Annotated in this window: 15 protein-coding genes; 10 read left to right on the top strand and 5 right to left on the bottom strand. The window is 73.8% G+C overall.

Features of this window, described 5'->3' with window-relative positions:
- Positions 1-58 precede the first annotated feature (58 nt).
- Positions 59-1,321 carry a PspC domain-containing protein gene (locus tag ACIQFX_RS05275; RefSeq protein ID WP_402459099.1) on the top strand — a complete coding sequence of 421 codons (1,263 nt, stop codon included), beginning with the start codon at positions 59-61 and terminating at the stop codon, positions 1,319-1,321.
- A complete protein-coding gene (locus tag ACIQFX_RS05270; protein WP_402459097.1) occupies positions 1,318-2,034 on the top strand; it encodes a LuxR C-terminal-related transcriptional regulator in 717 nt (238 codons plus the stop codon). Before ACIQFX_RS05275 ends, ACIQFX_RS05270 begins: the two co-directional genes overlap by 4 nt.
- A 125-nt stretch (positions 2,035-2,159) precedes the next feature.
- Here the strand turns inward: ACIQFX_RS05270 and ACIQFX_RS05265 are convergent, their stop codons facing one another.
- Entirely contained in the window at positions 2,160-3,272 is a 1,113-nt protein-coding gene (locus tag ACIQFX_RS05265) for an NlpC/P60 family protein (RefSeq protein WP_402459095.1), read from the bottom strand.
- Positions 3,273-3,615: 343 nt separating this feature from the next.
- On the opposite strand from ACIQFX_RS05265, the gene ACIQFX_RS05260 reads away from it, so the two are divergent.
- On the top strand, positions 3,616-3,969 hold the full coding sequence (locus ACIQFX_RS05260) for a hypothetical protein (protein WP_402459093.1): 354 nt from the start codon (positions 3,616-3,618) through the stop codon (positions 3,967-3,969).
- Positions 3,970-4,049: 80 nt separating this feature from the next.
- Positions 4,050-6,497 (top strand): DNA helicase PcrA, encoded by a 2,448-nt coding sequence (gene pcrA, locus ACIQFX_RS05255; protein ID WP_402459091.1) that lies wholly within the window; start codon positions 4,050-4,052, stop codon positions 6,495-6,497.
- Positions 6,498-6,570: 73 nt separating this feature from the next.
- On the opposite strand, the gene ACIQFX_RS05250 is transcribed toward pcrA, so the two are convergent.
- Both ACIQFX_RS05250 and ACIQFX_RS05245 read right to left on the bottom strand, forming a co-directional pair.
- Positions 6,571-8,292: a M23 family metallopeptidase gene (locus ACIQFX_RS05250; protein ID WP_402459089.1), complete on the bottom strand. Its 1,722-nt coding sequence runs from the start codon at positions 8,290-8,292 to the stop codon at positions 6,571-6,573.
- A 220-nt stretch (positions 8,293-8,512) separates the two neighbouring features.
- Positions 8,513-9,304, bottom strand: a complete 792-nt coding sequence (locus ACIQFX_RS05245) for a lipase family alpha/beta hydrolase (protein ID WP_402459088.1) — start codon at positions 9,302-9,304, stop codon at positions 8,513-8,515.
- Between the two features lie 305 nt (positions 9,305-9,609).
- On the opposite strand from ACIQFX_RS05245, the gene ACIQFX_RS05240 reads away from it, so the two are divergent.
- A complete protein-coding gene (locus tag ACIQFX_RS05240) occupies positions 9,610-10,017 on the top strand; it encodes a cobalamin B12-binding domain-containing protein (RefSeq protein WP_402459086.1) in 408 nt (135 codons plus the stop codon).
- Between the two features lie 121 nt (positions 10,018-10,138).
- Here the strand turns inward: ACIQFX_RS05240 and ACIQFX_RS05235 are convergent, their stop codons facing one another.
- Positions 10,139-11,824 carry a DUF5691 domain-containing protein gene (locus ACIQFX_RS05235; RefSeq protein ID WP_402459581.1) on the bottom strand — a complete coding sequence of 562 codons (1,686 nt, stop codon included), beginning with the start codon at positions 11,822-11,824 and terminating at the stop codon, positions 10,139-10,141.
- A 191-nt stretch (positions 11,825-12,015) separates the two neighbouring features.
- Positions 12,016-13,374, bottom strand: coding sequence for an SWIM zinc finger family protein (locus tag ACIQFX_RS05230; protein ID WP_402459084.1), 1,359 nt, complete (start codon positions 13,372-13,374; stop codon positions 12,016-12,018).
- A gap of 190 nt (positions 13,375-13,564) precedes the next feature.
- Here ACIQFX_RS05230 and ACIQFX_RS05225 point away from each other — a divergent pair, with 190 nt between their 5' ends.
- From ACIQFX_RS05225 to sucC, 5 genes are all read left to right on the top strand, one after another.
- Positions 13,565-13,978 (top strand): hypothetical protein, encoded by a 414-nt coding sequence (locus ACIQFX_RS05225; RefSeq protein ID WP_402459083.1) that lies wholly within the window; start codon positions 13,565-13,567, stop codon positions 13,976-13,978.
- 120 nt (positions 13,979-14,098) lie between these two features.
- Positions 14,099-15,256 (top strand): AAA family ATPase, encoded by a 1,158-nt coding sequence (locus tag ACIQFX_RS05220; RefSeq protein WP_402459082.1) that lies wholly within the window; start codon positions 14,099-14,101, stop codon positions 15,254-15,256.
- Positions 15,253-17,847: a DUF5682 family protein gene (locus ACIQFX_RS05215; RefSeq protein ID WP_402459081.1), complete on the top strand. Its 2,595-nt coding sequence runs from the start codon at positions 15,253-15,255 to the stop codon at positions 17,845-17,847. The genes ACIQFX_RS05220 and ACIQFX_RS05215 overlap by 4 nt, the downstream gene beginning before the upstream one ends.
- A 290-nt stretch (positions 17,848-18,137) precedes the next feature.
- Positions 18,138-19,253: a VWA domain-containing protein gene (locus ACIQFX_RS05210; RefSeq protein WP_402459579.1), complete on the top strand. Its 1,116-nt coding sequence runs from the start codon at positions 18,138-18,140 to the stop codon at positions 19,251-19,253.
- A gap of 600 nt (positions 19,254-19,853) precedes the next feature.
- Positions 19,854-21,032, top strand: coding sequence for an ADP-forming succinate--CoA ligase subunit beta (gene sucC, locus ACIQFX_RS05205; RefSeq protein ID WP_402459079.1), 1,179 nt, complete (start codon positions 19,854-19,856; stop codon positions 21,030-21,032).
- Position 21,033 lies beyond the last annotated feature (1 nt).

The raw sequence follows: 21,033 nt of genomic DNA, 5'->3' as shown, positions 1-21,033 counted from the left end.
GACGATCTCAGGGCCGACCCTGATGTCCCGGGCGGGCCGAACGTGTGACGATCGGTGCATGTCCGCAGCCGCTCGTGTCACCGAGACCGACGAACCGCCCGTGCGCAGGCTCTACAGGAGCGCCGACGGGCGGTGGCTCGGCGGTGTCGCGCGCGGCCTCGCCGGGCATCTCGGTCTGCCGGTCGTGTGGGTGCGGGTCGTCTTCCTCGTTCTCTTCTTCATGGACGGCCTCGGTCTCGTGCTCTACGCAGCCTTCTGGATCGTCGTCCCGCTCGGTGTCGGCGGCCGGACCCACCCACGCCCCCTGTTCGAGACCACCACGGACGGCCGCCGCAGACTGCGCAAGCCGGACCGGGGACAGGTCCTCGCCCTGATAGCGCTCGCGATCGGCGGCGCGGTCCTCATCGGGAACATCAGCGTCGACAACGAGTCCGGGCGGTACATCTGGCCGGGGCTCCTCGTCTGCGGCGGTGTCGCCCTGGTCTGGCGCCAGGCGGACAACGCCCGCCGGGCCAGCTGGACGGAGGCGGGGCGCCGCCGCCGCGTCCTCCAGCTCGTCCGCGGCCTCGTCGGCGTCGCCCTGGTCGGCACCGGCCTCGCGGTCTTCGTCGTGGTGCGCGGCTCGGTCGCCCAGCTCGGCACGGCCCTCACCGCCGCCGTCGCGGTCCTCACCGGCATAGCCCTGCTCGCCGGCCCCTGGCTGGTCCGGATGTCGCAGGACCTCACGGAGGAGCGCACCATGCGCATCCGCGCCCAGGAGCGTGCCGAGGTCGCGGCCCACGTCCACGACTCCGTGCTGCACACCCTCACCCTGATCCAGCGGAACGCCGACGACGCCGGCGAGGTCCGCCGGCTCGCCCGAGCCCAGGAGAGGGAGCTGCGGAACTGGCTCTACAAGCCCGAGGGAACGGGCAAGGAAGAGGAGCCGGAGACCCTCGCGGAGGCGGTGAAGCGGGCCGCGGCCGAGGTCGAGGACAAGCACGGGGTCCCGCTGGAGGTCGTCGTCGTCGGCGACTGCCCGCTCGACGAGGGACTGTCCGCGCAGATGCAGGCCGCGCGCGAGGCGATGGTCAACGCCGCCAAGTACGGTGGCGAGGGTGGTGCCGTGCAGGTGTACGCCGAGGTGGAGGGCCGCACGGTCTTCGTCTCGGTGCGGGACAGGGGGCCGGGCTTCGATCTGGATTCCGTGCCCGAGGACCGGATGGGCGTACGAGAATCGATCATCGGCCGGATGCAGCGCTACGGCGGTTCGGCCCGGTTGCGGTCCGTTCCCGGCGAGGGCACCGAAGTGGAGCTTGAGATGGAGAGGGCGGACGGATGAGCGACGAGACGGGTGCGGCGACCGGAGCCGACGCGGGTGCGGCGGGCCTGGAGCGCCGGGTGCGGGTGGTGCTCGTCGACGACCACCGGATGTTCCGCACGGGCGTGCAGGCCGAGATCGGCAGGACCGAGGTCACCGGCGTCGAGGTGGTCGGCGAGGCCGCCGACGTCGACCAGGCGGTCACCGTCATCACGGCGACCCGCCCCGAGGTCGTCCTCCTCGACGTGCACCTTCCCGGTGGTGGCGGCGTCGAGGTGCTTCGACGGTGCGTGAGTCTGATGAGCGCGCCCGAGGACCCGGTCCGCTTCCTGGCGCTGTCCGTCTCGGACGCCGCCGAGGACGTGATCGGGGTGATCCGGGGCGGTGCCCGCGGCTACGTCACCAAGACGATCACCGGCACGGACCTGGTCGATTCGATTTTCCGCGTCCAGGAGGGCGACGCGGTCTTCTCCCCGCGCCTCGCCGGGTTCGTCCTGGATGCCTTCGCCTCCACGGACGCACCCCCGGTGGACGAGGACATGGACCGGCTCACGCAGCGGGAGCGGGAGGTGCTGCGGCTGATCGCCCGCGGGTACGCGTACAAGGAGATCGCCAAGCAGCTCTACATCTCGGTGAAGACGGTCGAGTCGCACGTCTCGGCGGTCCTGCGGAAGCTCCAGCTCTCCAACCGGCACGAGCTGACCCGCTGGGCCACCGCCCGCCGCCTGGTCTGACCCGCCCCGACCCGGCCGGCCCCGGGCCGGTACCGGACCAGCCCACCCGGCCGGGGCAGCCGGGGTCAGTACACCTTTCCCGGGCCATCCCGCCCGGCCATCCCGACCGGGTCAGGCCGCCCGGGTCAGCCCACCCGGGTCGCCCCGGCGAAGGGCATCTCGTCGATGGGGGCGATTCGGATGGGGGCGCCGGGACGGGGCGCGTGGATCATCTGGCCGCCGCCGATGTAGAGCCCGACGTGGCTGATGCCGGAGTAGAAGAAGACCAGGTCGCCGGGGGCGAGCTGGGAGCGGGAGACGCGCTGCCCGGCGTTGATCTGGGTGTACGTCGTGCGGGGGAGGGAGACGCCGGCCGCGCGCCAGGAGGCCTGGGTCAGGCCCGAGCAGTCGTACGCGGAGGGGCCCGTCGCGCCCCAGACGTACGGCTTGCCGATCTGGGCGCGGGCGAAGGAGATGGCCGCGGCGGCCCGGGAGTTCGGGGCGGTCACCGGTGTGCGGTCGCCGCCCGAGGAGCGGTCGGCCCGCACCGGGGTGGTGCCGGTCGAGGCCGCCGAGCCCGATCCACCGGTTCCGGCCGAGGTGCCCGAGCCGTCCCGGCCGGCGGTGGCGGCCTCGTACCGCGCCCGCTCCTCGGCGGTGAGCCGGGCGAGCAGGGTCCTGGCCCGGGTCAGCTTGCCGGTCACGGCGGCCTTCTGCCGCCGCAGCTCCTCCTCGTGCCCGCGCAGCGTGGTGAGGCGTCCCGTGGACTCGCCGCGCAGGTGCCGGAGCGCGTCGAGCTCGCGCCGTACGGCGGCGACGGCGACCGCCTGCCGGTCGCCGGCCTTCTCGGCGAGCGCGGCCCGCTCCAGGTACTCGTCGGGGTCGGAGGTGAGGGCGAGCTGCACCGCGGGGTCGAGTCCCCCGGAGCGGTACTGGGCGGTGGCCATGGCCCCGAGCCCGTCCCGGGCGGTGTTGAGCCGCTGGGTCCTGCGGGCGGCCTCGTCACGCAGCCTGTCGAAGGCGGCGCGGGCCTCGTCGGCCTTCTCCTTCGCCCCGTTGTACCGCTCCGTCGCGACCTCGGCCTCCTGGTACAGCCGGTCGACCTCGGCCTTGACCTGGGCGGTGGTGGGCCGGGGGTCGGCGTGCCCGGACCCCTCGAAGAGCGTCGCCGTCGCCGCGGAGGCGAGGGCGAGCGTGGCGGCGGTGCGGACCGCCTGACCACCGAGGGGGGATCGCCGGGACTTTCGGTGCGCTGCCACGAGGGCGGGTCACATCCTCTGCCTGAGGGGGACGGTGCCCGCCGGGCCGACGGCGGCCGCCACAGGGGAGACGACCGCCGCCGGATTTTCTCGGCGGGGGTGACCGACGACCGCCGGATCGCCGGCGGCGGTGGGGAGCCGGCCACCTGGTGGAGGACGCTAAACCTGGGGTCACGCCCCGGCGGTGAGTTGATCGGTATTGGCGTCAGTTGACGGGTCGGGCACCGGACGCGTTCGCTCCGGGTGACGGGCCTGGGGCCTTCCGGTGGACGGCCGACCGAAGCGGCGAAGCGAGTGGACCCGGCCGGCGAGCGGTGCTAAGGCCCCGGCTAGGCTCCGCCCCATGGACGTACTCATCAATGTCTTCGTCGCCCTGCACATCATCGGCATCGCCTCGCTGCTCGGCGGGTTCCTCACCCAGATGAAGGCGATGGGCGCCGGTACGGCCCGCTTCACCCCCGCGATGCTGCACGGCGCGCTGACCATGCTGGTCACGGGCGTCGCGCTGGTCGGCCTCAACCAGGCCGACGACCAGACCGTGAACAACCTCAAGGTCGGCATCAAGCTGGCGATCCTCGTCGTCATCCTCGGCCTGGTCTACGTCAAGCGGGACGAGGAGAAGGTCGACAAGGGCCTCTTCGCCGCCGTCGGCGGCCTGACCACGGCGAACATCTTCATCGCGACCCTCTGGGTGTGACCCGTTCCGCAGCCGGGACGCCGAGGAGCGTTCCGAAGGCGGGCCCGGATGTCGGTGGGGCGTCCTAGACTCGTGAGGCGATGAGCAGCCTCTTTGACGACAGCTTCCTGGCAGGCCTCCAGAACCACTCCTCGGAGGAGCCCCCGCCCCACCCCGAGGACGACGAGCACGGCTCCCCGGCCGCGGAGGAGGTCCCGCACGACCTCTTCGGGGAGCACTTCGACGCGCCCCCGCCGCGGGACGCGCACTACCGCGACGGCGCCCCGCGCCCCGTCGTGGACCCCGCCGCGCTCCTGGAGGGGCTGAACGAGCAGCAGCGCGCCGCCGTCGTCCACACCGACACCCCGCTGCTCATCGTCGCGGGCGCCGGCTCCGGCAAGACCCGGGTGCTCACCCACCGCATCGCCCACCTCCTGGGCACGCGGCACGTCCACCCCGGCCAGATACTGGCGATCACCTTCACCAACAAGGCCGCCGGGGAGATGAAGGAGCGCGTCGAGCAGCTCGTCGGCCCGCGCGCCAACGCCATGTGGGTCATGACCTTCCACAGCGCGTGCGTCCGCATCCTGCGGCGCGAGTCGAAGCGGCTCGGCTTCACGTCCTCCCTCTCGATCTACGACGCCGCCGACTCGAAGCGGCTGATGGCCCTGGTCTGCCGTGACCTGGACCTCGATCCGAAGAAGTTCCCGCCGAAGTCGTTCAGCGCCAAGATCTCGAACCTCAAGAACGAGCTGATCGACGAGGAGTCCTTCGCCGACCAGGCCGCCGACGGCTTCGAGAAGACGCTCGCCGAGGCGTACCGGATGTACCAGGCGCGGCTGCGCGAGGCCAACGCCCTGGACTTCGACGACATCATCATGACGACGGTCCACCTGCTCCAGGCGTTCCCCGACGTCGCCGAGCACTACCGCCGCCGCTTCCGCCACGTGCTGGTCGACGAGTACCAGGACACCAACCACGCCCAGTACACCCTCGTGCGGGAGCTCGTCGGCACGGGCTACGACGACCTCGGTCCCGCCGAGCTGTGCGTCGTCGGCGACGCCGACCAGTCGATCTACGCCTTCCGCGGCGCGACCATCCGCAACATCCTCCAGTTCGAGGAGGACTACCCGGACGCGACGACGATCCTCCTTGAGCAGAACTACCGCTCCACGCAGACGATCCTCTCCGCCGCCAACGCCGTCATCGAGCGCAACGAGTCCCGCCGCCCCAAGAACCTGTGGACGAACGCGGGCGCGGGCGCGCAGATCACCGGCTACGTCGCGGACACCGAGCACGACGAGGCCCAGTTCGTCGCCGACGAGATCGACCGGCTCACGGACACGGGCGACGCCAAGGCCGGCGACGTCGCCGTCTTCTACCGGACCAACGCCCAGTCCCGCGTCTTCGAAGAGATCTTCATCCGCGTCGGACTGCCCTACAAGGTCGTCGGCGGCGTGCGCTTCTACGAGCGCAAGGAGGTCCGGGACGTCCTCGCGTACCTCCGCGTCCTCGCCAACCCCGAGGACAACGTCCCGCTGCGCCGCATCCTCAACGTGCCCAAGCGGGGCATCGGCGAGCGCGCCGAGGCGATGATCGACGCCCTCTCGCTGCGCGAGAGGATCACCTTCCCGCAGGCCCTCAAGCGGGTCGACGAGGCGTACGGCATGGCCGCGCGCTCGGCGAACGCCGTCAAGCGCTTCAACGCGCTGATGGACGAGCTGCGCACCGTCGTCGAGTCCGGCGCCGGCCCGGCCGTCGTCCTGGAGGCCGTACTGGAGCGGACGGGGTACCTGGCCGAGCTCCAGGCCTCGACCGATCCGCAGGACGAGACCCGGATCGAGAACCTCCAGGAGCTCGCCGCCGTGGCCCTGGAGTTCGAGCAGGAGCGCGGAGAGGAGCCCGCGACCCTCGCCGAGTTCCTGGAGAAGGTCGCCCTCGTCGCCGACTCCGACCAGATCCCGGACGAGGACGAGGAGGGCCGGGGCGTCATCACGCTGATGACGCTGCACACCGCCAAGGGCCTCGAGTTCCCGGTGGTGTTCCTCACCGGCATGGAGGACGGCGTCTTCCCGCACATGCGCGCCCTCGGGCAGGCCAAGGAGCTGGAGGAGGAGCGCCGCCTCGCGTACGTCGGCATCACGCGCGCGCGTGAGCGGCTGTACCTCACCCGTTCGTCGATGCGCAGCGCCTGGGGCCAGCCCTCGTACAACCCGGCCTCGCGGTTCCTGGAGGAGATCCCGCCCGCGTACCTGGAGTGGAAGCGGACCGGCCCGATGGTGAAGCCGGCCGGGCCCACCTCGGGGATCACGTCCTCGCTCTCGTCGTCCCGCGCGCGCTCCGGCCCGTCCGGCTTCGCCACCCGGCGCGCCGGGGAGAAGCCGGTGATCTCGCTCCAGGTCGGCGACCGGGTCACGCACGACCAGTTCGGACTTGGCACGGTCGTGAACGTGACCGGCGTGGGCGCCGACGCCCAGGCGACGATCGACTTCGGCGACGAGAAGCCGAAGCGGCTGCTGCTGCGGTACGCGCCGGTCGAGAAGCTGTAGTCCCCACCGCCGCGCGCACGCGTACGGGCCCCGGCTGCGGCCGGGGCCCGTACGCGTGAAGAGGGGGGGGAGCTCAGCTGGTCGGGTCGAGACCGTGGCTGCGCAGCCAGGCCAGCGGGTCGATCGCGCGGGTGCCGTTCGGCCGGACCTCGAAGTGCAGGTGCGGGCCGGTGGAGTTGCCGGAGTCGCCCGAGTACGCGATGACGTCGCCGGCCTTCACCTGACCGGAGCGGATCTTGGCGCTGCTGAGGTGGCAGTACCAGGTCTCGGTGCCGTCCGGGGCGGTCACGATCACCATGTTGCCGTAGGCGCTGTTCAGCTGGGTGCGGACGGTGCCGTCCGTGGCGGCCATGACCGGGGTGCCCGTCATGACGGGGAAGTCGATGCCGGTGTGCACGGACATCCAGTTGATGCCGGACTGTCCGAAGCGCGCGCTGAGCCGGTGCAGCTTCACCGGCAGCGAGAACTTGGGGCGGAGCGCCTCCTTGCGGGCCGCTTCCTCCTCGCGCTTCTTCTTCTCGGCCTCCTGGCGGATCCGGAGGTCGATGCGCTCCTGGGTGCGGCTGGCGCGGTCGCCGAAGTCGCGGGCGTCCTCGCTGAGCGCGGCGAGCTGGGTGTCGAGCGCGTTGTTGGCGGCGACCTGCTTGACGGAGGCCGGGTCGGCCGCGGCGAGGGTGGTGGTGTTGTCCTTCTTCCCGCCCTCGGTGGCCCCGGTCAGCCCGCCGACGGACGCCGCGGCGATGCCGGCGACTCCCATGACGCAGGCGGAGGGGACGGCGACGGTCAGCAGCGCGGACCGCTTGGCGGGGGTACGGCGACGGCTGCGGCCGCCTCCGGCGTTGCGGCGCACGGGGCGGCCGGCGATCGGGGAGTCCGTACGGAGTTCGACGGCGGGGGCGTCGGCGGCCGGGAGGTGCTCGGCGTCCTCGGGGGCCTGGCGGTCCCCGAGTCCCTCGGCGGCGTCGAAGTCGGCATCGAGGTCCGCGTCGGCGTCGAAGTCCGTGTCGACGTTCGTGTCGTAGTCCGTGCCGAGCTCGGCTTCGCACACGAAGTCGCCGTCGGGGGTGGTGTCCGTGGTGGGGGACGTGCCGTCCGGCTCCGCCTCGGCGCCGTACTCGAACGCGAACTCGGCGGTGTGCTCGGCCTGCGGCGCGTCCATCGGGTTGTACTGCTGGGGGACGTGCGGCTCGGTCTCCGGGGTCGCGTGGTTCCACGCGGTCGCGTCGTAGCTGCCGGTGCCGTTGTCGGTCGCGAAGGCGGGGGCGGCCCACTGGCCGGTGGCGTCGTAGGACTCGTAGCCGTACGCGCCCTGGGCGGCGTAGGCGCCGGCGTGGACGGTCTCGTACTGGCCGGTCTGCTGCGCCTCGGTCCAGGCGGAGGCGTTCCACTGGCCGGTGGCGTCGTACTGCCCGGTGGTGTCGTAGCCGGTCGTCGCGTACGCGCCGGTGGTGTCGTACGCGCCGGTCGCGTCGTACGAGGCGAGACCGGTCCACTGACCCGTGGCGTCCCACTGGCCGCCGGTGCCGTACTGCCCGGTGGTGTCGTAGCCGGTCGTCGCGTACGCGCCGGTGGTGTCGTACTGGCCCGTCGTGTTGTCGTACTGCCCTGTCAGGTCGTACTCGCCGGTGGTGGTGTACGAACCGGTGGCGCCGCCGTACTGGCCGAGGTCCCACTGCCCGCTGTTGTCCGCCTGGCCGCCGGCGTAGGTGCCGAAGAGCGGGTCGGTGGAGAAGCTGTCGGTGGAGTGGGCGCCGTCTCCGGCGTACCCGGCGTGGGGGTGCTGGTCGTTCACCAACGTCTCTCTCGCCTCGGCAGCAGGACCAGTCCGGGGCGGGCCCCTTGAGGGGTGTCCCGGGGGTAAGCAGTGGCGCGACTGTACCCGGCGGTACGCGCGGCGGACAATCTTCCGCGGGGTTTATGGCCGCAGGAAACGGGCAATCGGCCGTGTTTCGCCAGCTCGGGGAGGGAGCTTTGGCCTTGTGTTCGATGAACGTTCGAAGAACGGTGTCGTGCGGTCAGGCGACCGAGCTCGCGCCCGGCTCCTCCTCGCGCGCTCCCCGGACCTGCGGCCCGTCGGCGTCCAGGGCCTCCAGCACCCCGGCCGCCACCGTCGGGTGGACGGGCAGCGCGAGATGGCCGATCCCGCTGACCCGGACGTTGTGGACGAGGAGGTCGGGGTGGTCGAGCCGGGCGGTCTCCACCGGCACCATCACCTGGTCCAGATCGCTCCAGAAGCTCACGAACCGGGTCCTGCAGCCCGGCGCGGGACCGGCCAGCTCCCGCAGCACCTCCGAACCGGGGCGCATCTGCCGGACCAGCGGGTGCGCGTCGGCGAGCGGGGCCACGGTGGTGCCGGCGTGCGGGGTGCCGAGCGTGACCAGGGTGCGGACCCGTGCGTCGCCGCCGAGCTGCTGCACGTAGTAGCGGGCGACGAGCCCGCCCAGGCTGTGCCCGACGATGTCGACCTCCGGCTGTCCCGTACGGGCGGTGGTCTCCTCCACCCGGCGGCCGAGCTCCGCGGCGGCGGCCCGGAGGTCGCAGGTGAGCGGGGAGTAGTTGAGCGACTCGACGGAGTCACGGCCGTGCCGTGTCAGGGCGCGGCGCAGCAGGACGAAGACGGAGCGGTTGTCGACGAAGCCGTGCAGGAGGACGATCGGGCGCCGGCCCGCGAGCGGCGTGTCGGGGGGCGTGGCGGGGGAGAGCCGCTCGGCCACGACGCCCGAGGGGTAGAGGACGAGATGGCCGGTGAGGACGGCGAGCTCCAGTGCGGTGGCCTTCATCAGGGCGGTGACCTTGGTGAGCTCCATGGCCGGCCTCCCGAACGGCGCGCGGGGCCGAACGGTACGCCGGTACGCCGCACCCCCGCGCCGTACGGACGGCGGCACGGAGGTGCGGCGACCTCGTCGCGGCTCCCTTTGCGACCGGGCCCCGCTTGCGGCTGGGTGGGCCCAGGAGGAGGGCCCTGAAGCGGGGAACGGCGCAGAGCGAACATGTCCCAACGTGTGATTTCCCCCTCCCCGGGCTCCGCGAAACTGCCGGGTGCGGGATGCTGGGGATAACGTTCGTTCACCTCCCCGGCAACGAGGCGCGGGGGTCGCATGTGGAGGCAGTGATGGGTGGAGCCGGTCCGATCCGCGTGGTGGTGGCCAAGCCGGGTCTCGACGGCCACGATCGTGGCGCGAAGGTGATCGCGCGGGCACTCCGCGACGCCGGTATGGAGGTCATCTACACCGGGCTGCACCAGACGCCCGAGCAGATCGTCGACACCGCGATCCAGGAGGACGCCGACGCGATCGGCCTGTCGATCCTCTCGGGGGCGCACAACACGCTCTTCGTGAAGGTCATCGAGCTGCTCAAGGACCGCGACGCGCTGGACATCAAGGTCTTCGGCGGGGGCATCATCCCGGACGCCGACATCCCTCCGCTGAAGGAGAAGGGTGTGGCCGAGATCTTCACGCCGGGCGCGACGACGGCGTCCATCGTGGACTGGGTCAACGCGAACGTGCGCGTCGCCGCGTAGCCGCGACACGCCGTCCGTATCTCACCGAAGGGCCCTTCCGCCACGGAAGGGCCCTTCTGCTTTTCGCACGTGCGCCGCGTCGGCCGGCCGCCGTGCGCCGAGTCCGCTTCTGCGTAAGCCGTCAGCCGCCGTGCGCGGGGTCCGCGCCCGCGGGCTCCCCGGTGAGCTCGGCGCGCATCGCGGCGCGCAGCCGGAGGGTGGACACCAGGCGCTGGAAGGCCTCGGACCAGTAGCCGCCCGCGCCGGGCGCGACGTCCTCGGCCTCGTCGGGAAGGGCGGTCAGGGACTCCAGCTGCCGTGCCGCGGCCGGGTCGAGGCAACGCTCCGCCAGGCCCATCACCCCGCTGAAGCTCCACGGGTAGCTGCCCGCGTCCCGGGCGATGTCGAGGGCGTCGATCACCGCGGCGCCGAGCGGCTCGGCCCAGGGCACGGCGCAGACGCCGAGCAGCTGGAACGCCTCCGACAGGCCGTGCGCGGCGACGAACGAGGCGACCCAGTGCGCCCGCTCCTCCGTGGGCAGCATCGACAGGAGCCGACCGCGCTCGGCCAGCGACGACGTCCCGGGGCCGGTGGCGGGCGGGGCGGCGGGGGAGCCGAGCAGCGCGCGCGACCAGGCCGCGTCCCGCTGCCGTACGGCCGCCCGGCACCAGGCCGCGTGCAGCTCGGCCTGCCAGTCGTCGGCGACCGGCAGGGCCACGATCTCCTCGGGGGAGCGTCCGCCGAACCGGGCCGGCCAGCAGGACAGCGGCGCCGCCTCGACGAGCTGGCCCAGCCACCAGGAACGCTCGCCGCGCCCCGCCGGCGGGGTCGCCACCAGGCCGTCCCGCTGCATCGCCGCGTCGCATTCGTGCGGAGCCTCGACGGCGATCGTGGGCGACCCCGCCGTCCGGTCGAGGCCGACACAGGTGGCGGCCCGGCCGGCCATCCGGCCCGCGAGCGCGGAGGCGGGCAGGGCGGAGAGCAGCTCGGCGGCGATGGCCCGGACGTTGCGGCTGCGGTCGGAGAGGGCCGCCTCGAGGAACTCCTCGTCCGCGTCGGAGAGCCCGGTCCGCAGCGAATCGAGGAACATCAGCCGGTCCTCCGCGCGCTCGGTGGACCAGGTCGAGGCGATGAGGGCGAGCCCGGCCGCCGGGTCGTCCGTCCGTACGGCGGAGAGCAGGGCCACCCGCTCGGCGAACAGGCCCTCGTCCCACAGGGCGCGGACGCCTTCCGCGTCCTCAGGGGACGGCAGGCCGCCGCCCCCGGCGGTGCCCCGCAGGGCGAACCTCCACTCGGGGTTGAGCCGGGCCAGCCACAGGCCGCGCGGCCCGGCGAGCCGCAGCGCCTGGGGCCGCAGATCGGTACGGGCCCTGGCCGCGTCGAGCAGGGCGGGCAGTGCGGCGGGCGGCGCCTTGTACCCGAGCTCGTTCGCCAGGGCCAGCCACTGGGGCAGCAGTTCGGCGAGGTCGGGGGCGGCGCCCCGCCGACCGGCGGGCGAGGGCGCGGCCCGTCCCGCGAGCAGCTGCTCCAGCCGGGTCCCGGCCGCCGCCGGAAGCGTCCTGCGGCGATCCCCCGGAGCGGCGTCCGGCGGCGCCACGGCAGCCCCGGGCCGCAGCCCCGCCCTGCGCCGTACGGTGTGCAGCGCGGCCTCGTCGAGCAGCGCCCCCGGCAGCCTCCCGGCCTCCGTGCCCGCCAGTGCGGCCGGCGGTCGGCGATCAGTGCCGAGCAGCGCCGAGGTGACGAGCTCCTCCCAGGCGCGGGCCGCGTCTTCTTCGGTGACGTCGCTCCGTCCCGCGCGCGGGACGGAGGCTGTCGTGGTGGTGTCCATCGTGTTCCTCCGGGCGGGCGGTGTGCGGTGGCCGGGGGTGTAGGAGTCGGGGGGCGTAGAAGAGGGGACGGTCTGGCTGCCGGTGGGCTCGGCGGAGGGGACGGTCTGGCTGTCGGTGGGCTCGGCGGAGGGGACGGTCGCGTCGGGGGCAGGGAGGAGGGATCCGGGAGAGGAGACGGTCTCGCCGGGGGTCATATGAGGGGGACAGTTTCGCCGGGGGCCTCCGGCGACCAGGCGGCGAGCGGGGTGAAGCCGCGGTGGCCGCACTCCCCGAAGACGGTCACGGGCGCGCCGCCGGACAGGGCGACCAGGCGCCAGAGGCCGGGGCGGGACTGGGCGGCGGGGGTCAGCGGGAGGGCCTCGCGGCCGTCCGCGTCGGCGAGCTGCCAGCCGTACTCCGCGCGCGCCGGCACGACGTCCCGCAGCGTCACGGGCCAGGAGTCCAGCCACGGGTCGTCGCGCAGCGCGCGGCCGTAGGCGTCGAGCGCCCCGCCGACCGGGCCGCCCGGCGGTGGTGCGGCGGGTCCGGCGACGGGCGCGAAGTGCTCGCCGGGCTCGGCCCGCAGCCGGCCGGAGCCCGGATACGGGGTCAGTTCGCCGTCGAGCACCGCGCCGACGGGGAAGGCGAGCCGGGGTGCCCGGCCTGCCGCGCCGAAGGAGAGCAGCAGGGCGGTGCGCCGGCTCGCCGCGCCGTACAGCCAGATCCGGCGGGTCGTCAGCCGGGCGTCCGCCGTGTCGTACTGGGCGAGGACGTGCCAGTGGTCGCGCACCGGGGAACCGTCGGCGGGGACGGTGAGACCGACCCGGGTCCGTACGGTCGTCGCGACGTCGGCGGGCAGCCGGTCGGCGGCGAGCCAGGCCCGGTCGAGGAGATGGGTGAGCGCGCACTCCTCGAGGAGGCGCACGGGCCAGCCGGGCCCCGAGCCCGGTATCGCCCCCAACTCCCTGACCCGGCCCGCGAGGCCCGGCGCCTGGGCGTCGACCATGCGGGCGGCCGTCTCCTCCCACAGGCCGTACCCGCTCTGCTCGGCCGTCGCCAGGCCGCCGCGCAGCAGGTCGGCGAGCCGCTGCTCCAACTCCCGCGCGCCCGCGGTGATCCGGGCGGCCCTGCGCTCGGCCCGGCGGCGCGCGGCCTCGGGATCGGCGGTGGTGGTGGCGGCGGTGGCCGGAGCGCCGGCGCCGGCGGGCCGGGATGCGGCGTCGGCGCGCTCGCGCCGCCCCGCGAGCCACCGGCCGGCCCAGTCGGGCGCGACGGAGTCGGCGATCGCCGCGGGGTCCGACGCCTGGAGCAGCAGCAGGCCCAGGGCGTGCTTGCAGGGGAACTTGCGGCTCGGGCAACTGCACGCGTACGCGGGGCCCGTGGTGTCGACGACCGTCCGGTACGGCGTGCCGCCGCTGCCCTTGCACAGGCCCCAGACGGCACCCTCCCCGCAGCCCGTGCCGGACCACGGCCCGGCCGTGCCGAGCTTGCTTCCCGCTCTGCGCGAGGCGTCGTCAGGAGCCAGTGCCAGCACCTGTCCCGTCGTCCAGCGCACCCCCATGGCATTCATGTCACCGACGGTAGAGGCCGCCACTGACAACGCCCCCGGCCTGGGAGTTCAGTGGTGGGGCAGCTCCGCTGGGCGGTCGGGTCGGGTGACCTGACGACTCCTGCGAAGCGATTTGACTTTACTCTCCCTTTGCGATTCGCTGCGTTGACCGACCGTTCGTTCTGTACCACGTTCCTGGGGGAACCCCGCCATGAATCGCACCGCCCGCACCGTCGTCTCGGCCCTCGCCGTCGCCGGCCTCGCCCTCGGCCTCGGCGCCTGCTCGGAGGCCGCGGAGAAGGCCGCCGACCAGGTCGACAAGTCCGTCAGCGAGACCTACGAGGTCACGTACGAGGTCAGCGGCAAGGGCGTCGAGTCGATCGACTACCACGCCGGGGACGGCACCGCGATGGCGCCGCGCGTCGAGTCGGAGAAGAAGCCCACCACGCCCTGGACGAAGACGGTCAAGCTGAAGGGGATCATGCCGCCGGCCGTCATGCCGATCTCGCTCACCCCCGCCGACCTCACCTGCAAGGTGATCTACCAGGGCAAGGTCATCAAGGAGGCCAAGGGCGAGCAGGCCGTCGCGGGCGGCTGCGTCGCCGTCTCGCCCATCGTGGGCTGACCCTCCCTCAACTCCCCGACAGGGCCCCCTCATCGCCCCTGACCAGCGGCGGAGGGCCGTTGTCAGTGGCATGGTGCACCGTGGATCGCACAGCAGGTCGAACGATCTGGAGGGGGATCCATGCCCGTGCCCGAAACCATCGCGCAGCCCGGTTCCGGTGTCGAGACGGACACCGGACCGGGACGACCGCAGACCACCACCGAGGCCCTGCGCCCACACGCCGAGCACGCCTTCGCCGGCGAACTCGCGGCGCTCGCCGCGGCCGACGACCGCCCCCGGCCCGCCCGCTGGCTCCTCTCGCCGTGGGCCGTCGCCACCTACCTCCTCGGCGGCACCCTCCCCGACGGGACGGTCGTCTCGCCCAAGTACGTGGGACCGCGCCGCATCGTCGAAGTCGCCGTCACCACCCTCGCCACCGACCGCGCGCTCCTCCTGCTCGGCGTCCCCGGAACCGCCAAGACCTGGGTCTCCGAGCACCTCGCCGCCGCCGTCAGCGGCGACTCCACCCTCCTCGTCCAGGGCACCGCCGGAACCCCCGAGGAAGCCGTCCGGTACGGCTGGAACTACGCCCGGCTCCTCGCCCACGGACCCGACCGCGACGCCCTCGTGCCGAGCCCCGTGATGCGGGCGATGACGCAGGGAATGACCGCCCGCGTCGAAGAACTCACCCGCATCCCCGCCGACGTCCAGGACTCGCTCATCACGATCCTGTCCGAGAAGACGCTGCCCGTCCCCGAGCTGGGTCAAGAAGTGCAGGCCGTTCCCGGCTTCAACCTGATCGCCACCGCCAACGACCGCGACCGCGGCGTCAACGAACTCTCCAGCGCCCTCCGCCGCCGCTTCAACACGGTGGTGCTGCCGCTGCCCGCGAGCCCCGAGGCCGAGGTCGACATCGTCACGCGCCGCGTCGAGCAGCTCGGGCGCTCCCTGGAACTGCCGGCCCTGCCCGCGGGAGTCGACGAGATCCGCCGCGTCGTCACCGTCTTCCGCGAACTGCGCGACGGCGTCACCACCGACGGGCGGACGAAGGTCAAGTCCCCCTCTGGGACGCTCTCCACGGCCGAGGCCATCTCCGTCGTCACCGGCGGGCTCGCCCTCGCCGCCCACTTCGGCGACGGCGTCCTGCGCCCCGCGGACATCGCCGCCGGCATCCTCGGCGCCGTCGTCCGCGACCCGGCGGCCGACCGGGTCGTCTGGCAGGAGTACCTGGAGACGGTCGTCAGGGAGAGAGACGGCTGGAAGGACTTCTACCGCGCCTGCCGCGAGGTGAGCGCATGACGGCCACCGCCACGCCGCCGACCGCGACCCGGACGTCGGGCACCGACCGCGGCGCGCACCGGGCCGGGACCCGGCCGACGGACACCGACCGTGCCACACACACGGCCGGGACCCGGACGACGGGTGCGGTCGGTGCCGTGCAGCGGGCCGGGGCGGAACGGCGGCGCGACCGGCCGCTGCTCCTCGGGGTGCGGCACCACGGGCCCGGGTCGGCGCGGGGAGTGCTCGCCGCGCTGGAGGCCGAGAAGCCCGCGGCCGTGCTCGTCGAGGGGCCCGCCGAGGCCGACGCGCTCGTCGCACTGGCGGGGGAGGCGGACATGCGGCCCCCCGTCGCCCTGCTCGCGCACGCCGTGGACGACCCGGGACGGGCCGCGTTCTGGCCCATGGCGGAGTTCTCGCCCGAATGGGTCGCGATCCGCTGGGCACTGGACCGGGGCGCCGCCGTCCGGTTCGTCGACCTGCCCGCCGCGCACACCCTCGCCGCACACACCCTCACCGCGGCCGCCGACCCGACCTGGGACGACAGCGAGGACGCGGTCGCCGGCGGCGGGCCGCCGATCGACCCCGTCGCCGAACTCGCCCGGGCCGCCGGGTACGAGGACGCCGAGCACTGGTGGGAGGACGCCGTCGAGTTCCGCGGGGCCGACGACCCCACCGCCCCGTTCGAGGCCCTCGCCGAGGCGATGGGCGCCCTGCGCGAGACGTACGGCCACGGCGGCCACCCCCGCGACCTCGTCCGCGAGGCCCACATGCGACTCCGGGTGCGGGCCGCCCGCAAGGAGTTCGGCGACGACATCGCCGTCGTCTGCGGCGCCTGGCACGTCCCCGCCCTCGCCCGGAAGACCACCGTCGCCGCCGACCGGGCCCTCCTCAAGGGCCTGCCCAAGGTGCGGACCGAGACGACCTGGGTCCCCTGGACCCACCGCAGGCTCGCCCGGCGCTCCGGGTACGGCGCCGGCATCGAGGCCCCCGGCTGGTACGGACACCTCTTCGCCGCGCCCGACCGGCCCGTCGAGCGCTGGATGACCAAGGTCGCCGGGCTCCTCAGAGCCGAGGACCACCCGGTCTCCACCGCCCACGTCATCGAGGCCGTCCGGCTCGCCGAGACCCTCGCCGCCCTGCGCGGCCGGCCGCTCCCCGGCCTCGACGAGACCACGGACGCCGTCCGCGCCGTCCTCTGCGAGGGCTCCGACGTGCCGCTCGACCTCGTCAGGGACCGCCTCGTCGTCGGCGACGTCCTCGGCGAGGTCCCGGCCGGAGCCCCCGCCGTCCCCCTCCAGCGGGACCTGAGCCGCCGCCAGCGCACCCTGCGCCTCAAACCCGAGGCACAGGAGCGCGAGCTCGAACTCGACCTGCGCAAGGAGACGGACGGCGAACGCAGCCGACTGCTGCACCGGCTGCGGCTCCTCGGCGTCGGCTGGGGCGAACCGGCCGCCGGACGGGCCGCCACCGGCACCTTCCGGGAGACCTGGCGGCTGCGCTGGGAGCCCGAGCTGCACGTCCAGGTCGCCGAGGCCGGCGTCTGGGGCACCACCGTCGAGGCCGCCGCCACCGCCAAGGCCGAGGCCCGGGCCCTGTCGGCGACCGCCCTCGCCGACATCACCGCCCTCGCCGAGCACTGCCTCCTCGCCGGACTCACCGACGCGCTCCCCGTCGTCATGCGCACGCTCGCCGACCGCGCGGCGCTCGACACCGACGTCGCCCACCTCGCCCAGGCCCTCCCGGCCCTCGCCCGCTCCCTCCGCTACGGCGACGTCCGCGGCACCGGCACCACGGCCCTCGCCGAGGTCGCCGCAGGACTCGCCGAACGCATCTGCGTCGCCCTGCCCCCGGCCTGCGCCGGCCTCGACACCGACGCCGCCACCCAGATGCGGGACCGACTCGACGCCGTCCACACCGCGATCGGCCTCCTCCCCGACCGCAGCCCGGAACCCGCCACCTCGGGGCCCGCCACCTCGGGGCCCGCCACCTCGGGACCCAGCAGCCCGGGGCCCCTTACCCCAGGCCCCGCCACCCCAGGCCCCGGCAGCCCGGCACCCTCCACCCCGGACCCGCTCGCCGCCCCGACCGGCGGAGGGCTCGCGGACCGCTGGGCCGGGACGCTGCGGCGGCTTGCCGACCGGGACCGGACACCGGGGGTGCTGCGGGGCAGGGCGGCCCGGATCCTCCTGGACGAGGGACGGCTCGGCGGCGACGAGGCGGCGCCGCTCATGAGCCGCGCGCTGTCGCCGGGCACACCGCCGCCCGACGCGGCGGCGTGGATCGAGGGCTTCGTCGGCGGGGCGTCCGGTGGCGGGCTGCTCCTCGTCCACGACGAGCGCCTCCTCGGTCTGGTCGACGCCTGGCTCACGTCCGTACCGGCCGGGGCGTTCACCGACGTGCTGCCGCTGCTGCGCCGCACCTTCTCCGGATACGAGCCGGGCGTCCGCCGCACCCTCGGCGAGCTGGTCGCCCGTGGCCCGCGCTCCGCGGCGGGGGGCCGTCCGGCGCCGGGCGACATCCCCGGCTTCGCCACCGGCCTCGACCAGCAGCGGGCCGATGCCGTCCTGCCCCTCCTTCACCTCGTCCTCGGCACGGAGGCCCGCACATGACCACCGACAGGAGTAGCGACAGGAGCACCGCCGTGCCCCTCGCCACCGGCACCGCCGTGGCCACCGGGGCGGGGCACGTCGGGACGGGGCCCATCGGGACGGGGCCCGCCGGAACGGCCCCCATCGGGACGGCCCCCATCCGGACGGATTTCACCGGGACCGACTCCATCAGGACGGCCCGCACCCCGACCGACCCCGCCCCGACCGACCCCGCCCCGACCGACCCTGCCCCGACCGACCCCGCCCCGACCGACCCCGCCGCGGGCGACGAGCGGCTTCGCCGCTGGCGGATGGTTCTGGGGGGTGGGGAAGCCGACGGGACCGGGAGGGCGCTGGGGGGCGCCGACGCGGCGATGGACGGCGCGCTCACCGCGCTCTACGACCGGGCGGGGCGGAGCCGTGAGCGCGGAGGAAGGGACCGCTCGGCGGGGCTCGGTGCTTCGGCGCCGTCCGTCGCCCGCTGGCTCGGGGACATCCGTACGTACTTCCCCAGCTCGGTCGTCCAGGTGATGCAGCGCGACGCGATCGAGCGGCTCGGCCTGGCCACCCTCCTCCTGGAGCCGGAGATGCTGGAGGCCGTGGAGGCCGACGTGCACCTCGTCGGCACGCTGCTGTCGCTGAACAAGGCGATGCCCGAGACGACCAGGGAGACCGCGCGGCTCGTGGTGCGGAAGGTCGTCGAGGACCTGGAGAAGCGCCTCGCCACCCGCACGAGGGCCGCCCTCACCGGCGCTCTCGACCGGTCGGCCCGGATCAGCCGCCCCCGTCACCGGGACATCGACTGGGACCGCACGATCCGCGCGAACCTCGGGAACTACCTGCCCGAGCACCGGACGGTCGTCCCCGAGCGGCTGGTCGGCCACGGCCGTGCGTCCCGGGCGGTGAAGAAGGAGGTGGTGCTCTGCATCGACCAGTCCGGTTCGATGGCCGCCTCCGTCGTCCACGCCTCCGTGTTCGGCGCGGTCCTCGCATCGATGCGGTCGCTCGCGACCCGGCTCGTCGTCTTCGACACGGCCGTCGTCGACCTGACCGACCGGCTCGACGACCCGGTCGACGTCCTCTTCGGCACCCAGCTCGGCGGCGGCACCGACATCAACCGCGCGCTCGCGTACTGCCAGTCCCGGATCACCCGGCCCGCCGACACCGTGGTGGTCCTCGTCAGCGACCTGTACGAGGGGGGCATCCGCGACGAGATGCTGAAGCGGGTCGCGGCGATGAAGGCCTCGGGCGTTCAGTTCGTGGCGCTGCTCGCGCTCTCCGACGAGGGCGCGCCCGCCTACGACCGCGACCACGCGGCGGCGCTCGCCGCGCTCGGCGCCCCGGCCTTCGCCTGCACCCCCGACCTCTTCCCGGAGATCATGGCCGCGGCCCTGGAGAAGCGCCCCCTGCCGATCCCCGCGACCTGACTCCGGCCCGGCCCGCCCGCTTCCCAATCCGCGGCCCGGCCCGCCCGCCCCCCGATCCCCGGTCCGGTCCGGTCCGAACCATGCCCGCCCCCCGATCCCCGGTCCGGTCCGAACCATGCCCGCTCCCCGATCCCCGGTCCGGTCCGGTCCGAACCGCGCCCGCCCCCGATCCGGTGCGGAATTCGTGGGCGTCGGCCGTTGGCGCGGGTGCGGATTCCGCAGGTTCGGGACCACCCGCACGGGTGTGTGCGGGGGGGACTGAGTCCCATATCACATGTGGGTCCGGGAGGCCCTCACTTCGGTTCAGGGCGCGTCGTGAGGGGCCGGGAGGCCAGGCCCCGCCTGCCGTGAGCGCCCCGGGACGGCGGTCCCGGCCCCCTACGGACCGCCTCTCGGCCCCTACGATCTGTGACCTGTATCACCGCTCGGTTGTGACCTGCGATTTAGGGACCCGCGGCCCTCGGGGATAACCTGCGAGACGGACATGCCGCGTCCACGGTCACCGTGTACGCCTCCCTTGTGACAGCGCAGTCACGTTGCCCTCCGCGGCACGCCCACGCAGACAACGAACCGCGATCATCAGAAAAGGGACGGACTGGCGTGGACCTGTTCGAGTACCAGGCGAGGGACCTCTTCGCCAAGCACGGTGTACCGGTGCTGGCCGGTGAAGTCATCGACACGCCCGAGGCGGCGCGCGAGGCCACCGAGCGTCTTGGCGGCAAGTCCGTCGTCAAGGCCCAGGTGAAGGTCGGCGGCCGCGGCAAGGCCGGCGGCGTCAAGCTGGCCGCCGACCCCGACGAGGCCGTCGCCCGCGCGACGGACATCCTCGGGATGGACATCAAGGGCCACACGGTCCACAAGGTGATGATCGCCGAGCTGTCCCCGGAGATCGAGGCGGAGTACTACGTCTCGTACCTCCTCGACCGCACCAACCGCACCTTCCTGGCCATGGCCTCGGTGCAGGGCGGCATGGACATCGAGGAGGTCGCGGAGAAGACCCCCGAGGCCCTCGCGAAGGTCCCGGTCAACGCCAACGACGGCGTCACCCTGGAGAAGGCCCGCGAGATCGTCGCCCAGGCGAAGTTCCCGGCCGAGGTCGCCGAGGGCGTCGCCGAGGTCCTCGTGACCCTGTGGGACACCTTCGTCGCCGAGGACGCGCTCCTCGTCGAGGTCAACCCGCTGGTCAAGACCAAGGACGGCCGCATCCTGGCCCTCGACGGCAAGGTGTCTCTCGACGAGAACGCCGACTTCCGTCAGCCCGGCCACGAGGCGCTCGAGGACAAGGCCGCAGCCAACCCGCTCGAGGCTGCCGCCAAGGCCAAGGGCCTCAACTACGTCAAGCTCGACGGCGAGGTCGGCATCATCGGCAACGGCGCCGGCCTGGTCATGTCGACCCTGGACGTCGTCGCGTACGCCGGTGAGAACCACGGCGGCGTGAAGCCGGCCAACTTCCTCGACATCGGCGGCGGCGCCTCCGCCGAGGTCATGGCGAACGGCCTGGAGATCATCCTGGGCGACGCGGACGTCAAGTCCGTGTTCGTCAACGTCTTCGGTGGCATCACCGCCTGTGACGAGGTCGCCAACGGCATCGTCCAGGCCCTGGAGCTCCTCGCCTCCAAGGGCGAAGAGGTCACCAAGCCGCTGGTCGTGCGCCTCGACGGCAACAACGCGGAGCTGGGTCGCAAGATCCTGTCCGACGCCAACCACCCGCTCGTGCAGCGCGTGGACACCATGGACGGCGCGGCCGACAAGGCCGCCGAGCTCGCGGCTGCGAAGTAAG

The sequence above is a fragment of the Streptomyces sp. NPDC093089 genome (genome assembly GCF_044754405.1).
GTDB lineage: Bacteria > Actinomycetota > Actinomycetes > Streptomycetales > Streptomycetaceae > Streptomyces.
This window is presented reverse-complemented; position numbering and strand designations above follow the sequence as displayed.